Origin of the sequence: Escherichia sp. XD33, from assembly GCF_019375075.1 — a bacterium.
GTDB classification, from domain to species: domain Bacteria; phylum Pseudomonadota; class Gammaproteobacteria; order Enterobacterales; family Enterobacteriaceae; genus Enterobacter; species Enterobacter flexneri_A.
Genome location: NZ_JAENDM010000071.1, coordinates 1 through 13,897, shown reverse-complemented (window position 1 = coordinate 13,897; position 13,897 = coordinate 1). Strand labels below are relative to the sequence as shown.

Genomic DNA, 13,897 nt, shown 5'->3' with positions numbered 1-13,897 from the left:
TTCAGTTTTTTAATCCCGAAATAAACCAGAACCGCTGCACCAATACCGAACAGATATTTCGATGTTGTGATACCCCAGCCAATACAGATTGCTGCGGGGATCAGTTCATCCAGTGGCAGGCCAAACCAGCGGCTCTGGTTGGTCAGTGTTTCCGGGAAACGATATTTCTTAAGTTTATTCTCGTCTCCCGACATCGTTTTATTTCCTGTCAGAGGCCAACGACGGCCATACCCACAGCAATAAATACAGAGATGATGGCGAAACCGGCCAGGAACTTGACGTTTTTGGTCATCATGTACATGACCGCACCGACCAGAACTTCAGCCAGAACAACCCATTTAACAATACTGGAGTCCTTACCGAAGGTCGCCTTAACCGTGTTGTTACCACTTGCCATCAGGTCCTGACCACTGCTGCTAGCGGCCATCGCCAGTTGCGGGAAGAACATCATCAGAACAGCAGCCGGGATCACAGCGCGAGCCAGGCGAAGCATATTCAGACGAGTGAATTTGGAAAAAAACGACTTCTTTTTGACGGGCGCAGAAGCACCCTGAACACTTAAAACGGCGTCCATATGATTCCTCTGTTTAATATTGATAGATAAAAACTAAAGTTCTTTAAATGTTGACTCGCTCTCTTCGGTCACCTCCCTGAATATTTCTTCGTTATAGAAATCAGGAAATCGTTTCAGATGATCTCTGAGACGGATCTGGACTTCTATCGTTTTACTTCTTCCACTACGATCTTTGGCCTTAATAAGTCGGTTATTTGTATCTTCATCGAGATACACCGAGACTGTTCTGCTTATACCGCCTCTCGCGTTACGCCTCCTCACTCAATTCACCTCTGTTTCCCGACTAATAAAATTATGATTGCACAGAAACCGACGAAAAAAAACACGCCAAAATTGGCGTGCCTTATTTAACATTTACTTAACGCTATAAAATTCACGAATTATATTTAATAGCAAATCTATTTTCCCTTTATAGATACATGACACTCTGAATAAATCAAAGTGTTCAAAAAATTCTTTTATTTTCCGTTTAACTGGTTTAATTCGATCCTCAGATGCTCTGTCTGTAATACCCAATTCTCTGGCAATTGTTGCATGACCAACACCCAGCATATAAAAAGAGAAAACAAGCAATGTCCCGGGGGAAAGATCATTCCATATCGTTAATTTATCAGAAGTATTTGTATTACTTCCACTCTGACTTAACGCAAAAAATGGATAATCAGGAAACGGATTAATTTGCCATAAAACAACAGATTCGTCATTATAAAAAGAAACATTCTCCATCCTTATCTGATAGATTTCGCCATGAAAATTAAAACGACGACAAAATGCAGAGCCATGTCCAAGAGCCTGGCATTCCAATTCAAGTGATGAAAGAAAAATTTCAACCTGCAGACGTATATAACTCTCTCCGGATAAGGGTTTATCTTCTCTGGAAAAGAGTTCAATAAAAGCCCCATTGGCATAAAGGATTTTCCGGTTTTTGTTACGGACACAAACCGGAACGGGAGAATTTCTGTAGATATTCTGAACGTTAAGGATGTACTTATTTACAGATTGACTGTTAAGTGGCCTTTCTCTACGATCCAGCGCACACATAGGAACCTCCGTTAAGGATTCTATGGACAGTCGATGCAGGGAGTTCAGACCTCCCTGCATCGGCGATTTTCAGTTTCAATTTTTAACGTGGCATTAACCACGTAATTAATATACTAATTATCTGACGTATTGTCATCTTTTTGAATCATAAAAATTCTTATATTTGAACCAACTCAAACTTCATTTTCATTTATTCATCATCATTTTTTGGAAAAAACCGGTCCATCTCAACAGACACTTTCTCTCTGATATCGTCAACCATACTGGCATATTCAAACTTCGGGTTTCCGGAGACATGAGGACTGAGAGACTCAATACCTAAAATCTTTGCCACCGTTGACTGTGTTTTTACAACACATTCAAGAAGAAGTTTATTAAACTCTGTCTGGTTAAACGCAGACTCTTTACGCTCCATCTGTGCATCATATACGCGAAGCCCCAATTCAAGAAGCATTGAAGCAGTTCCTGAAAGGCTTATATCTTTATCTCTTGCTCCCTCCTGACGACGCTTTTCAACAATCATGTTAATTTTTTCATGAACCTCATTACTGATATACAGATTTACTCTGGCCATAAGACAGTACCTTTTATATTCTGAAACAAGTGTTTTATTTCATTTACTCATAGTTTGGTCTGAAAAAAGAAGAGCACCCCTAGCAGCGCCCCTAGGGGCATACTATAAAAAAACGCACGGCGCTGCTAGGGGCGGCCCTAATATATCCAAATGTTTTTCATAAAATTTGTCAGTACTGACCCTAACAAGGGTCGCCATAGGGTCGCCATAGGGTCGTCAACGCCCCTATTTAATAATGTAAAATAAATTAAAATACATTATTTAAAACATAAGCTAATGATTCAAAAAGCAAATCAGCAAAAACTTGTTTTTGCGTGGGGTGTGGTGCTTTTGGTGGTGAGAACCACCAACCTGTTGAGCCTTTTTGTGGAGTGGGTTAAATTATTTACGGATAAAGTCACCAGAGGTGGAAAAATGAAAAAATGGATGTTAGCAATCTGCCTGATGTTTATAAATGGGATCTGCGAAGCCGCCGATTGCTTTGATCTTGCAGGTCGGGATTACAAAATAGACCCGGATTTACTGAGAGCGATATCATGGAAAGAATCCCGTTACCGGGTTAATGCCATCGGTATTAATCCGGTAACGGGATATGGCAGCGGACTGATGCAGGTAGATTCCCAGCATTTTAACGAACTGGCCCGCTATGGAATTAAGCCGGAACATCTGACAACAGATCCCTGTATGAACATTTATACCGGTGCTTATTATCTGGCAATAGCCTTTAAAAAATGGGGCGTCTCCTGGGAGGCCGTTGGTGCATACAATGCCGGATTCAGGAAGACCGAACGCCAGAACCAGAGACGTCTTGCCTACGCATCAGAGGTTTACCGGATTTATACCTGGATAAAGAGCAGTAAAGGCATCCGGGTTCCGACCACGAAGAAATCACTTTCCCAAATTAACAGTGTGCAGAAAAATTAATATTGTATACATTGTCAAATACCGGTTATGCCGCGACAGCGGCATGGAAGGCCACACACAAAAATATCATATGAGTGATAATGCTGACTGGCCGAAGCCCCGCAAAGCGGGATCCCATCTTATATATATCCGGTAACTGCGCAGCCTCCTGCCAGACCATTTTTCGCGGGCACAATATTTACAGACTACCGAAAAGCCAGTTGATGAAATTGAGGCATATCAGACGACACAGCAATGCCGCAGGATGATAATATAAGTAAAGCCCCGAAAAATTTTTCGGGGCTTTACTTATATTATCATGACTTCCACTCCCTGAACTGTTCGGCAATCATCCATAATGCTTTGTTGATTCGGATATCACCGTCAATGCCTGTAATGGCTCTTGTTCTGGTATTTTTACCGGAGGCACTTCGCCCCGATAATCCACCTTTTATCATATTCTCCTGAACCCGCTGCCAGGTTGTCCAGAGATCGTTCTGTTTATCCTCCCAACGGCGGGGAGTAATTATTTGTTCTGGCGTCACTGGCGTTTTATTTTCATCTTCGTACCTGGCCATCAATGCAGCTCTGCCAAATAAATGTTGTTCGTCACTGTTAAGATGTATCTCTTTCATTGTCTCCATATTTTCAGTGACTTTATCAAAGACACCGAGCACTTCATACGCTCCCTCAATAACCTGCCCGACAATATCACCTTTATGTGGAACGCGGATTTCGCCAAAATTATTCCCACACACCAGGCCATTTGTGCAGACAAAACGAAAAATTCCTGGGATCATCTGATAACTGGATGAACCATCATGTGAATTAAGCAGGATAATTTCAGGAACTTCTTTCCCGTTAATATGCCCTTCCCTGCGAAGACGTAACATATGTTTACTGTATTCGCGGCGTCCCAAATCACGAACCCGACTCTGACAGGCAAAGAATGGCTGGAAACCTTCATCACGTAACTTATTGATGATATTGATGGTTGGGATATATGTATAACGCTCACTCCGGGATTCATGTTTATCACCAGAAAAGACAGATGGAACAAACTGCATTAATTCGTCATCCGTTAACGGGCGCTCACGGCGAATAGAATTATATCGACCAAAACGGGAAGCTAATCGCATAACAGTAACTCCTTTATGAAGGCATAAAATTAATAAAAGTTTTTTCGCTTAATATCATCCCCCCTCGGTTATCGTTAACAAAAAGACAACAATTCCGAGGGGAAGGACCATCAAATCAGGTCAGTTCGGGACTGACCAACCTGCCGAGTGAAAAGCAGTAACAGCGCGATCAACTCATCAGCGTTTTTTCTGACAAGAGGAGTATGATTCTCCAGGCTATCCAGTAAGTCATGCAGCTCATTATTGACCTGGTGGAGCACCTTAAAGAGTGCACCAGAATCCCGGCAGCTCTGATATGCAAGATTTGCCTGAACAGCACGATTCTGCATGATCCCGATTTGTGCGATTGCGTCTTTCTGCTGATCGCCTGTTGGCTGATAAGTGGTGTTAAAAGAAAATGCGCTCATAATTCCTCCTGTATCTGATGTTTTCAGCCCCCATCATCTGTTGAGTTTCGGGAGCCGCGGTTTTGACGTTTTGCGGGGACCTGCCTTTTGTTCCCTCCGGTATTCACCATCACCTGTTTGAGAACCTTCGCCGCAAGGGGCATCACTGCCACGGCCTGACGCACCTGTCCTGGGCAGAACGCAAAATTTTTTACCGGGTTTTGGGTAAAAAATTTTGTGGGCTGTTCATTTACCCTGGACAGTCAGTGCGGCAGGTTGTGGCTGTCTATGCCCCCGGCGACAGGGGCTTAAACAGGTGAATGGCACCGGACAGAACAACGGGCAGGGACCCGCCGCAACGACGTGAAGCGCGGTTTGCGAAACGGCGTTGCTCCTTACATCCCGGCGTCTTTTGCCGGGATGCCGGGAGCGCAGGCCACGGCGCGACAAGGGTGGCGCGACCGTTCCGGTCGCTGCAAACCCGGGTTTTTGCGTCAGGGATGGAAGCCCGCCAGGGCGGAGACAGCTTCGCTGGCTCCGTTCACGACAGCCCGCCCCGCCAGGGGGACGCCCGGAAAAGGCATAAGCAGGAGAACAACAAAACAGACAATAATCAGGGCAGCAGTAATCAGAGTCAGAGCAGTAATCAGAGTCAGAGCAGGAGGAAAAAGAGAATAATCAAAGGGAAGGTGATGTGATTTCTGGTAAGTCATAAACAGAGAAGGCGGGGGAAAAGAACGGGCGCCGCAGGCGCACGTTCATCCCCGTTCCCGGAGGGAAACGGCCTTCCTGGCAGTCTGGTTGTTCATGCCCGTACAATGCCAGCAAGGAGAAAGGGGCCACCGGCGAACCAGCAGCCCCTTTATAAAGGCGCTTCAGTGCAGTCAGACCAGCATCAGCCCTGAAAAGGCGGGCCTGCGCCCGCCTCCAGGTTGCTACTTACCGGATTCGTAAGCCATGAAAGCCGCCACCTCCCTGTGTCCGTCTCTGTAACGAATCTCGCACAGCGATTTTCGTGTCAGATAAGTGAATATCAACAGTGTGAGACACACGATCAACACACACCAGACAAGGGAACTTCGTGGTAGTTTCATGGCCTTCTTCTCCTTGCGCAAAGCGCGGTAAGAGGCTATCCTGATGTGGACTAGACATAGGGATGCCTCGTGGTGGTTAATGAAAATTAACTTACTACGGGGCTATCTTCTTTCTGCCACACAACACGGTAACAAACCACCTTCACGTCATGAGGCAGAAAGCCTCAAGCGCCGGGCACATCATAGCCCATATACCTGCACGCTGACCACACTCACTTTTCCTGAAAATAACCCGCTCATTCAGGCTGTTTACGGGTAATCTGTGTGATTGTTGCCGCATCACGCCGCCTCCCGGAGTTTGTTCGGCACCATCCACCGCTCCATCTCACGGACAGCGTGACCGGCCTCTCTTGCTGCAAGACTGGCTTCCGCAATAACCTGCCAGAACGGCATATCCTGCCACTGCCAGCGTTCCATTCCGGCCAGTGACGGAAAACGCTCACCCCACTGCCAGAACAGGGTTTCCAGGTCATGCTCTGCCACCCGGTCACTCCAGCGTGCATGCCAGCTTCCGACTGTTTCCGGCGAATGGAATGCCAGTTCGATTTCAGCCTGAGCGACCAGCGCCTGGTACGCACGGGCTTTCTGCTCTGCCTCCCTCGCCTGCTGGCGGCTGTACTTTTGCATGACCAGTGCGGATTTGTGGCGACTGCGCTCCCTGACACGGAACCGCACCGACGGGAACAGCCGCTCTGCTGCATCGCCGGGAAGGGGAAGAAGGCAGACCTCGCCCTGAGTTTCAATCAGCACATCGACGGCATACAGCCACTGAGAACGGTTGCCGCGCAGTTCTTCTGCGGTCAGGGACGGCATGAAAAATCGCAGGTCAGACAGCGATATCCTGCGGCTTCCGTTCAGACAGCGGAAAAACGCCCCCGCATACGGATATTCCGCCAGCGTGTTTCCCTGGTGGCGGCGTTTTTCTGTCTCCGCCACCGCCCGCCATGCGGCCTGTTGCTCTGCGCTGAGGGGAACCAGTGCCTGTGAACGTGCGCTCATGCCTGACCTCCTTCCGCCATCAGGATATGGATGATGTCACTGACGCTGTACCCCTGCGCGTCCAGTGACGCCGCCAGTGCCAGTGAATGGCTGACGGCTTCCGGTGCAAACCGCCGCTGTACCTGAACCACCGCAAACGGCTCACCACCGGCATTCACCAGAACCAGCACCCAGACCTGAGAGACATCGCCCGGTGAACATAACGCCAGGTGAAAACGTTCGTGGGCAGGCGTGAAACGGACCTGGACGGGGAAAAAGCCGCCGAACTCGCTGCCATACTCGCCGTTCATCGTCCAGTTATCCGGCGCATCCAGCTCCCGCATCACGGCATGTGTGAGTTCACGACGTTCATCACTTCCGGCAGCCCGGATATCTTCATATTCCTGTGCGCTCATGGTCTGTAATACATTCAGGGTCAGTTCAGTTTTCATCACGGTATCTCCCTTGCTGCCGCCCCGTCTCCGGCAGGGCGGCGTGATAAATGGTTTATGACTGGCGGTCAGGCGGCTTCTGCCTGGTCGTCACGGTACTCCGTGGTTTCCGTCTCTGCCTGTGGACGTGGTGTACACATCCAGCCAGGCACCCAGCGGTTGTCTTTCATGTGGAACTCTGCATGTTCAGCGGCATCGCCTTTCTTCATTTTCTCCGCGTCCCGCGCAGCACCGGACAGTCCGGCATCATTCAGGGCATCGATAATCTGCGGCTTTTGCAGGTGTCCGAAGAAGTTTGCTTTCGTCGGCTGCCACCAGTCGCGCATGTGGAATCCGATAGCGCTCTCCAGCGAGTCCAGCGGACTGCGTGACGTGTGACCATGCTCGCGGGTCTGAACGCCGTGGATGCTGCACGCGGTGCAGAAACTGAGCAGGGATAACAGTACCTCCTGGCTGAGTGACAGGAATGTCGTCATATCCCGTGACCATCCCTCCGGTAACAGGGCTGCAAGACGGGCTTTTTCTGCCATCAGCGCCAGGAATGCGGCACCGTCCTTCCCCGATGGCGCATCGCTGGTCAGCGAATAATGTTTACATTCCAGGCTGATTTGTGCTGGTTTACTGTACGCTCCGCTGCCAAACACATTCAGGCAGAGCGCTGATGAATCCCCTAATGATTTTGGTAAAAATCATTAGGGGATTCATCAGGGCAGAGCGTCCATGCCAGCAGTGCCAGAGATTTGTCCGGTTGCTGCATCAGTGCTGCCTGGACTGCCAGCGTGCGTTCGGAAGACATTTTCGTCAGCAGTGGCAGACTGATTTCCTCCACGGGCGCTTTCTCCTGCACCTGTTCCGTGCGGTCAGCGTCGTCAGCCGCATCATCCTCGCTGCGCAACTGCACACCACGCTGGACACACACGTTGCCATAACGCCAGGACACCACCACACCGCTTCCGGCACGCATCTCCGGCGTCCACGCCCTGACCTTCGCCATGCAGCGCATCAGCTTCATTTCTGCTTCCAGCAGGTCAGATTCCTCACACTGGTTTTCCAGCGCGTCGTAACGCGTCATCAGTTCGTTCAGACGTTCTTCTTCCGCCTCCGTCAGCACCGCTTCCGGCTCCGGCAGACAGCGGTATGTTCCGGCATCCTCACGGCACTCACCGACAGGCTCCATGCGTCCGGCGCACCATCCCCAGCCTTCGGCTTCCCGAAGGTGTTCAGCAACAGCCTGGAGTTTTTCCAGCAGGGCGGCATCGAGCGCCACGCAGTCCACATAGCCACCCTCGTCGTCGCTGAACAGGTCAGTGCGCAGTTCATCTGGCGAGAAGGCATCAGCCCCCACGAAGCGGAATTTACTGTTCCCTGCCACCGCCACTTCACTTTCGGTCACCAGACGACGAATGGTCTGTACTTCCGGTTTACCGCCCCATCCCGACTGACAGGCGGCTTCAAACACCTGCACCTGACGCGCGGTGTCGTTCTCCAGCGCCAGCGCCTGACAGTGCTCGGTGGTGATGAGGTCTTCTGCCAGCGCATCGAGGATGACAGGCGCAAGGTCAGCCAGTTTCAGCATTCGCTGAACGTGGCGGGGTGAATAGCCCAGCAAATCACCGATTTGTGCAGGTGTTTTGCCTTCCTGCGCCATTGCACAGAATCCGGCAATCTGTTCGGCTGGGTGCATATCCCGACGATGACCGTTCTCGGTCATCGATGCGGCCGTCGCCAGTTCCTGCGAAATAATTTTCACGCGGACAGGCCAGTCAGCCGGAATGATGCCACGCTCTGCCAGCATGTTGAGTGCTGCCAGTCGGCGACCACCTGCGGCGACACCGTGGCGGTCACCTGGCAGGGCATGAACAACCAGATTCTGCAGCAGGCCGACCCCCTTAATGGAATCAGCCAGTTCGCTGACGGACTCCGCAGAATACGGCACCGTGCGCACATTCAGTGGTGACTTAATCAGCGAGGCCAGCGGCACGCTCACTTCCTCCGTCTGCGCCAGCAGGGCAGACAGGACAGTTTCCTGCGTTTTTGCAGGTTTACGGCTTGCTTTACGGGTAGATTTTGGTTCAGACTTTGTTACTGACATGACTATCCCCTTATTGTGTAGTTAATGTCTGCCGGACGTGATCCCCGTCCGGCACCTCTCTTACTTAAGGATCCCGAAATCACGGATGACATGGTTCATCCAGTACCCGGCACCGTCCTCAAAATTCCAGGTACGCCAGACCATTGTTCCGTTATTACGGACAACCAGGCGAAACTGTTCGCCGTGGTCATCCTCGATAAAGACGTTCCGGTACTGTGCGGCAACGGCTTCGGCCTGTTTGCGGGTAAAAGGACCGTCAGGCAGTCCCTGAAGTATTCTGAAATATTCGCTCATCCTCATATCTCCGGTGATGCCCCGCGCAGGACGGGGCGGTTATCACAGTCAGGCCAGTCAGAACGGGATATCGTCTGAAAACCCGTAATCCTCCCCCTCCGGTGGTTGCGGCTGAGGCTCCGGCTGCGCAGCCTTACGTCCACGGCCTTTCGTTTTCGCGCTCCCTTTTTTCGTCGCGTCAGCACTCTGTGACTGACCATTCTGCTGAGGCTGCGGTTGCACCTGAGCGTTCTGCTGTGGTGCACTCCCCAGCATCTGCATGGTGCCCGTGGTTTTAACAAGGATTTCGGTGACGTAACGGGTAATACCGTTATCTTCCCAGCTACGGGTGCGAAGCTGGCCTTCAATGTAGACCTGCGCCCCCTTACGCAGATATTCACCTGCCACTTCCGCGAGCTTGCCGAACAGCACCACGCGGTGCCATTCCGTCTGCTCCTTCATTTCCCCCGTCTGTTTGTCGCGCCAGGTTTCTGACGTGGCCACCTGCAGGTTTGCCACTGCGCCCCCGTTGGGGATGTAACGGACTTCCGGATCTTTTCCCAGACGACCGACAAGAATGACCTTGTTAATGCCACGAACTGCCATGATGTGTCTCCTTCTGTTGATGTTTTCAGCCCCCATCATCTGTTGAGTTTCGGGAGCCGCGGTTTTGACGTTTTGCGGGGACCTGCCTTTTGTTCCCTCCGGTATTCACCATCACCTGTTTGAGAACCTTCGCCGCAAGGGGCATCACTGCCACGGCCTGACGCACCTGTCCTGGGCAGAACGCAAAATTTTTTACCGGGTTTTGGGTAAAAAATTTTGTGGGCTGTTCATTTACCCTGGACAGTCAGTGCGGCAGGTTGTGGCTGTCTATGCCCCCGGCGACAGGGGCTTAAACAGGTGAATGGCACCGGACAGAACAACGGGCAGGGACCCGCCGCAACGACGTGAAGCGCGGTTTGCGAAACGGCGTTGCTCCTTACATCCCGGCGTCTTTTGCCGGGATGCCGGGAGCGCAGGCCACGGCGCGACAAGGGTGGCGCGACCGTTCCGGTCGCTGCAAACCCGGGTTTTTGCGTCAGGGATGGAAGCCCGCCAGGGCGGAGACAGCTTCGCTGGCTCCGTTCACGACAGCCCGCCCCGCCAGGGGGACGCCCGGAAAAGGCATAAGCAGGAGAACAACAAAACAGACAATAATCAGGGCAGTAGAAAAAAGAAGAACAGTAGCAGTAGCAGTAGCAGTAGCAGTAGCAGTAGCAGTAGCAGGAACAACAACATCATCAGTAACAGACAAATGACAGGTCTGAAAAGACAGAAGCCCCCATCAGAACGTCCGCGTAATGAAAGGGGCGGCGCGTGAGCGCGGCCCCTTTCAGCGCCACCGGCGCGCGGTTTTTTCCCGGCGCGGACAGACGGGCATTTATCCTCCCGCCAGCCCTGTGTCATCAGGCACGCAAACGAATAATCATCGTCGGGACATCGGTATAAGCAAACGTGCCGCGCGGCAGCTCCTCGCGGACGTCAGAAAACGGTAACAGCTTCTCCTGCTGGCGTGGCCCGTTGAGACAGACGGCAACCAGAACGCCCCCCGGACGCAACAGGGAAAAAGCCCGCAGGATATGCCGGATATCCTGCCCGTGACTGAACGGCGGATTCATAATGATCCGGCTGTAATACTGCACCGGCTGCCATTCCATGAAGTCGCCACACTGTACCCTGACACCGTTAAAATTTTCCCGCAGATACCGGACCAGCCCGCTGTTAATCTCCACCGCATCACACATGGCCTCCGGCGCGGTATCCCGAATCGCCCGCAGTATGGCCCCGGTGCCGGCAGAGGGTTCCAGAATGTGATCACGGTTGCTGATTTCCGCCAGCGTCACCAGGCGATCACAGATCGGGGCAGGACTCACAAAAAGCTGAGATTCAGCCCGGATTTCAGCAACCGGCGCGGCGTTATCCAGCCTTGCGCGCATCAGCCGGATACGTTCTCTTAACTGACTGTGCATATCATTATCTCCGTCATCCCCCGGGGATTTCCCGGGGGGATATACCTTATTTCTGTGGGATTTCCGTGATTTTCATGTCGGTGATATACACATTCACCAGACGGAAATTATTGTCCATTGTGCGGCGGTAGCGGTATGCCCCGTGGTCTTCTGCTTCTTCCACACTGCGCACGGCCTTACAGTCCCGGGGCAGGGCGGCCCACTGCGCCTTTGTCATTTCCCGGAAACCTTCCCCCGGATAGTTGACTACCGGCGGACGCTTCGCGGCCTGACTGGCGACGGCAGCCTCTTCTGCCGATGGTGCTTTGTAGTCCGTGATGCGATCGGGCGTCACTTTCATCGTGCCGCTGTACCCGAGAAAACTGTAATTTGGCGTTGTGACTGAACTCACCGCCCCGTTGCTTTTGTTCACGCGGATGATAGTCAGCCACTCGCCCCGGCTGAAAACCTGTCCGCCCGGCTCAAAATCCTGTGTCCGGGTAACCACGCCGCCGCTTTCGTCCAGCATGGCACGCTCATAGATCAGGCGGTTCTGATAGTGGTTAACCCAGCGTTGCTGATGCTGAATCTGCCGTTCATGACAGCGGATCGCAATTTCGCGGGCCTGCTCCGTGGTGATGATGTCATCATCCAGGGCCGACCATAACGACCGGCTCCCTTCATACTGGCTTTTTTCTGCCGGGCGCGGATACGTATCCAGCGGGAAACAGGCGCTGATATGGTCATGACTGCTGATGAGTTTTGCCATATTCAGATCCAGCGATTCAGCCCGCCACATCGTCAGATATTTCTGCGACTGTGCGATGGTCTTTTCAGCCTTGCGCAAATCAGCTTCGATTTTTTTGATACGACGCCAGCGAACGTCCGGGCGTTCTTTATACTTCGCGTGAAGCAGTGCCGACCGCGCCCGTTCTTCCCAGTATTCCGCACGTTCAAAGAGCATCACGGCACGTTTCATGCCGTTTTCAATACGCTGCGCATCACGACGGGCGCGGCGTTCGCTGTGATGCCCCACAAGAATGGGCTGACCGGGCGGGATCATCGCGGCCAGTCTTTCCACTTCATCAAGTGCCTGTGCGGATTCACTGGCCCGCTTTCCGCTGTATCCGGTAAACCGCTCCGCCCGTGCTTCCTGACGTTCAGCGAGCGTGCTGTCTTCATCCTCAATCTCTCCGGCAAGTGAGAGGAGCACGTCTTCCCGGCCCGGTGTCCAGGCTGGCGCGACAAACAGCGCCTGTCTGGGTGCCCAGCGGAAACCGGCATCATGCACTTTTTTATACGTCTCCGGGTCAAGACGTGACGCGGCATACAGGCGCAGTTTGTTGTCATCCGGTGAGTAGGTCGCGCGGTACATCTGCACAGGGCTGGCGGCTTCCGGGGCGGTCATGGTGATTGCAGCTAATGTCATAAAATGTTCTCCTTCCGTCTGTTGCCGCCCCTCGCGGGGCGGCTCACCTCATCAGTTAAAAGCGCGTTTCAGTTCGAGTGTGCGGAGCACCTGCCCGAAAGCCGTATTTTTCATGGCGGGGATGTGTACACCACGTCCCCGGTGAAAACTCCGGGCAATGTGTCGCCCGAAGGCTTTCAGCACGGGGTCAATTTCCGGCGCGGGGATGTCTTCGCGTCTGAAACGGGGATGACGGCGGGGCTTTACAGCCGCTGCGGAAGGTGAAACAATACTTACCGTCATAAATGAAACTCCTTATGACTGTTGAATGGAACCGCAGAAACTGCTCGAACAGTTTTTGCGGTGTGGATTAAGCAGGTCCTCCCCGGCCTGCTTTTTTCATATCTGCGTCTGACGTTCTCCGGTGTTTTCCTCCTTCTGTTCCTGCGTTCTCATTACCTGCCAGCCGGATGACTGACAGAACAAATAAATGCGTATTGCCGGAGCCTGAAATAAATCCTGATTTTTAAAGAACATCACCCGTTGAGTTTCGGGAGCCGCGGTTTTGACGTTTCGCGGGAACCTGCTGCTGTATTCCCTGTGGTATGAACTTCACCCGTTTGAGAACCTTCGCCGCAAGGGGCATCACTGCCACGGCCTGACGCACCTGTCCTGGGCAGAACGCAAAATTTTTTACCGGTTTTTGGGTAAAAAATTTTGTGGGCTGTTCATTTACCCTGGACAGTCAGTGCGGCAGGTTGTGGCTGTCTATGCCCCCGGCGACAGGGACTCATACGGGTGTGTGGCACCCGGCAGGCAATGAGCAGGGGCCCGCCGCAACGACGGAGAGCGCGTGCGCGAAACGGCGTTGCCCCTTACATCCCGGCGGCCTTTTGCCGGGATGTAAGGAGCGCAGGCCACGGCGCGACAGAGGCGGCGCGACCGGAACGGTCGCTGCAAGCCCGGGGTTTTCACGCATCGGACCGTAGCGA

General features: G+C 52.4%; 16 protein-coding genes and 8 pseudogenes. 5 read left to right on the top strand and 19 right to left on the bottom strand.

Annotation, left to right across the window (positions count from 1 at the left end):
* The 5 genes from traL to traM all read right to left on the bottom strand — a co-directional run.
* Positions 1-194 (bottom strand): type IV conjugative transfer system protein TraL (gene traL / locus K0778_RS23095; RefSeq protein WP_137521776.1); only part of this gene is annotated, 194 nt, incomplete at its 3' end.
* Between the two features lie 14 nt (positions 195-208).
* Positions 209-574 (bottom strand): type IV conjugative transfer system pilin TraA, encoded by a 366-nt coding sequence (gene traA, locus K0778_RS23090; protein WP_021519752.1) that lies wholly within the window; start codon positions 572-574, stop codon positions 209-211.
* Positions 575-607: 33 nt separating this feature from the next.
* The gene (gene traY, locus K0778_RS23085; RefSeq protein ID WP_001254386.1) at positions 608-835 is read right to left on the bottom strand and encodes a conjugal transfer relaxosome protein TraY; all 228 of its coding nucleotides are present in this window, start codon (positions 833-835) and stop codon (positions 608-610) included.
* Positions 836-928: 93 nt separating this feature from the next.
* Positions 929-1,615, bottom strand: coding sequence for a PAS domain-containing protein (locus K0778_RS23080; protein ID WP_015059009.1), 687 nt, complete (start codon positions 1,613-1,615; stop codon positions 929-931).
* A gap of 190 nt (positions 1,616-1,805) precedes the next feature.
* A complete protein-coding gene (gene traM, locus K0778_RS23075) occupies positions 1,806-2,189 on the bottom strand; it encodes a conjugal transfer relaxosome DNA-binding protein TraM (RefSeq protein ID WP_000124981.1) in 384 nt (127 codons plus the stop codon).
* 276 nt (positions 2,190-2,465) lie between these two features.
* Here traM and K0778_RS23070 point away from each other — a divergent pair, with 276 nt between their 5' ends.
* Positions 2,466-3,113, top strand: a complete 648-nt coding sequence (locus K0778_RS23070; RefSeq protein WP_015059008.1) for a transglycosylase SLT domain-containing protein — start codon at positions 2,466-2,468, stop codon at positions 3,111-3,113.
* Between the two features lie 296 nt (positions 3,114-3,409).
* On the opposite strand, the gene K0778_RS23065 is transcribed toward K0778_RS23070, so the two are convergent.
* The 3 genes and pseudogenes from K0778_RS23065 to K0778_RS28670 form a co-directional block, all read right to left on the bottom strand.
* Positions 3,410-4,231 (bottom strand): DUF932 domain-containing protein, encoded by an 822-nt coding sequence (locus K0778_RS23065; protein ID WP_001234445.1) that lies wholly within the window; start codon positions 4,229-4,231, stop codon positions 3,410-3,412.
* A 110-nt stretch (positions 4,232-4,341) separates the two neighbouring features.
* The gene (locus tag K0778_RS23060) at positions 4,342-4,638 is read right to left on the bottom strand and encodes a hypothetical protein (RefSeq protein WP_001272251.1); all 297 of its coding nucleotides are present in this window, start codon (positions 4,636-4,638) and stop codon (positions 4,342-4,344) included.
* 23 nt (positions 4,639-4,661) lie between these two features.
* Positions 4,662-4,867, bottom strand: a pseudogene (locus K0778_RS28670) (single-stranded DNA-binding protein).
* Between the two features lie 70 nt (positions 4,868-4,937).
* Here K0778_RS28670 and K0778_RS23055 point away from each other — a divergent pair.
* A pseudogene (locus tag K0778_RS23055) lies at positions 4,938-5,315 on the top strand (hypothetical protein).
* A 237-nt stretch (positions 5,316-5,552) separates the two neighbouring features.
* Here K0778_RS23055 and K0778_RS23050 read toward each other — a convergent pair.
* Both K0778_RS23050 and mok read right to left on the bottom strand, forming a co-directional pair.
* Positions 5,553-5,678 (bottom strand): type I toxin-antitoxin system Hok family toxin, encoded by a 126-nt coding sequence (locus tag K0778_RS23050; RefSeq protein ID WP_001372321.1) that lies wholly within the window; start codon positions 5,676-5,678, stop codon positions 5,553-5,555.
* Positions 5,620-5,769 (bottom strand): annotated as a pseudogene (gene mok / locus K0778_RS27880) (plasmid maintenance protein Mok); the annotation flags it as partial. The pseudogene mok and the gene K0778_RS23050, both read right to left, overlap by 59 nt.
* Before the next feature lie 21 nt (positions 5,770-5,790).
* On the opposite strand from mok, the gene K0778_RS23045 reads away from it, so the two are divergent.
* Entirely contained in the window at positions 5,791-5,970 is a 180-nt protein-coding gene (locus tag K0778_RS23045; protein ID WP_001309233.1) for a hypothetical protein, read from the top strand.
* Here K0778_RS23045 and K0778_RS23040 read toward each other — a convergent pair.
* The 6 genes and pseudogenes from K0778_RS23040 to K0778_RS28665 form a co-directional block, all read right to left on the bottom strand.
* Positions 5,948-6,710: pseudogene (locus K0778_RS23040) on the bottom strand (plasmid SOS inhibition protein A). The gene K0778_RS23045 and the pseudogene K0778_RS23040 sit on opposite strands and share 23 nt — an antisense overlap.
* Positions 6,707-7,141, bottom strand: a complete 435-nt coding sequence (gene psiB / locus K0778_RS23035) for a conjugation system SOS inhibitor PsiB (protein WP_000845953.1) — start codon at positions 7,139-7,141, stop codon at positions 6,707-6,709. The pseudogene K0778_RS23040 and the gene psiB overlap by 4 nt, the downstream one beginning before the upstream one ends.
* A gap of 68 nt (positions 7,142-7,209) precedes the next feature.
* Positions 7,210-9,233: pseudogene (locus tag K0778_RS23030) on the bottom strand (ParB/RepB/Spo0J family partition protein).
* A 60-nt stretch (positions 9,234-9,293) separates the two neighbouring features.
* Positions 9,294-9,527: a DUF905 family protein gene (locus K0778_RS23025; RefSeq protein WP_000006003.1), complete on the bottom strand. Its 234-nt coding sequence runs from the start codon at positions 9,525-9,527 to the stop codon at positions 9,294-9,296.
* Between the two features lie 57 nt (positions 9,528-9,584).
* Entirely contained in the window at positions 9,585-10,112 is a 528-nt protein-coding gene (locus K0778_RS23020) for a single-stranded DNA-binding protein (protein ID WP_000290834.1), read from the bottom strand.
* A 25-nt stretch (positions 10,113-10,137) separates the two neighbouring features.
* A pseudogene (locus K0778_RS28665) lies at positions 10,138-10,343 on the bottom strand (single-stranded DNA-binding protein).
* A 70-nt stretch (positions 10,344-10,413) separates the two neighbouring features.
* Here K0778_RS28665 and K0778_RS23015 point away from each other — a divergent pair.
* Positions 10,414-10,869: pseudogene (locus K0778_RS23015) on the top strand (hypothetical protein).
* 85 nt (positions 10,870-10,954) lie between these two features.
* On the opposite strand, the gene K0778_RS23010 reads toward K0778_RS23015, so the two are convergent.
* Genes K0778_RS23010 through K0778_RS23000 form a run of 3 tightly spaced genes read right to left on the bottom strand, consistent with a single transcriptional unit; the run spans position 10,955 to position 13,208 of the window.
* Positions 10,955-11,518, bottom strand: coding sequence for a trans-aconitate 2-methyltransferase (locus tag K0778_RS23010; RefSeq protein ID WP_015059007.1), 564 nt, complete (start codon positions 11,516-11,518; stop codon positions 10,955-10,957).
* A gap of 46 nt (positions 11,519-11,564) precedes the next feature.
* Entirely contained in the window at positions 11,565-12,926 is a 1,362-nt protein-coding gene (locus K0778_RS23005; RefSeq protein WP_000170695.1) for a DUF3560 domain-containing protein, read from the bottom strand.
* A gap of 51 nt (positions 12,927-12,977) precedes the next feature.
* Positions 12,978-13,208, bottom strand: a complete 231-nt coding sequence (locus tag K0778_RS23000; RefSeq protein WP_000218642.1) for a hypothetical protein — start codon at positions 13,206-13,208, stop codon at positions 12,978-12,980.
* A gap of 516 nt (positions 13,209-13,724) precedes the next feature.
* Here K0778_RS23000 and K0778_RS27875 point away from each other — a divergent pair.
* A pseudogene (locus tag K0778_RS27875) lies at positions 13,725-13,879 on the top strand (hypothetical protein); the annotation flags it as partial.
* Between the last annotated feature and the right edge of the window lie 18 nt (positions 13,880-13,897).

Coding starts and splice junctions, on each gene's coding strand:
- K0778_RS23010 (WP_015059007.1), bottom strand. CDS start 11,518: ATGCACAGTCAGTTAAGAGAACGTATCCGGCTGATGCGCGCAAGGCTG.
- K0778_RS23025 (WP_000006003.1), bottom strand. CDS start 9,527: ATGAGCGAATATTTCAGAATACTTCAGGGACTGCCTGACGGTCCTTTT.
- psiB (WP_000845953.1), bottom strand. CDS start 7,141: ATGAAAACTGAACTGACCCTGAATGTATTACAGACCATGAGCGCACAG.
- K0778_RS23070 (WP_015059008.1), top strand. CDS start 2,466: ATGATTCAAAAAGCAAATCAGCAAAAACTTGTTTTTGCGTGGGGTGTG.
- traM (WP_000124981.1), bottom strand. CDS start 2,189: ATGGCCAGAGTAAATCTGTATATCAGTAATGAGGTTCATGAAAAAATT.
- K0778_RS23065 (WP_001234445.1), bottom strand. CDS start 4,231: ATGCGATTAGCTTCCCGTTTTGGTCGATATAATTCTATTCGCCGTGAG.
- K0778_RS23045 (WP_001309233.1), top strand. CDS start 5,791: ATGAAAATTAACTTACTACGGGGCTATCTTCTTTCTGCCACACAACAC.
- K0778_RS23020 (WP_000290834.1), bottom strand. CDS start 10,112: ATGGCAGTTCGTGGCATTAACAAGGTCATTCTTGTCGGTCGTCTGGGA.
- K0778_RS23005 (WP_000170695.1), bottom strand. CDS start 12,926: ATGACATTAGCTGCAATCACCATGACCGCCCCGGAAGCCGCCAGCCCT.
- K0778_RS23080 (WP_015059009.1), bottom strand. CDS start 1,615: ATGTGTGCGCTGGATCGTAGAGAAAGGCCACTTAACAGTCAATCTGTA.
- K0778_RS23060 (WP_001272251.1), bottom strand. CDS start 4,638: ATGAGCGCATTTTCTTTTAACACCACTTATCAGCCAACAGGCGATCAG.
- K0778_RS23000 (WP_000218642.1), bottom strand. CDS start 13,208: ATGACGGTAAGTATTGTTTCACCTTCCGCAGCGGCTGTAAAGCCCCGC.
- traA (WP_021519752.1), bottom strand. CDS start 574: ATGGACGCCGTTTTAAGTGTTCAGGGTGCTTCTGCGCCCGTCAAAAAG.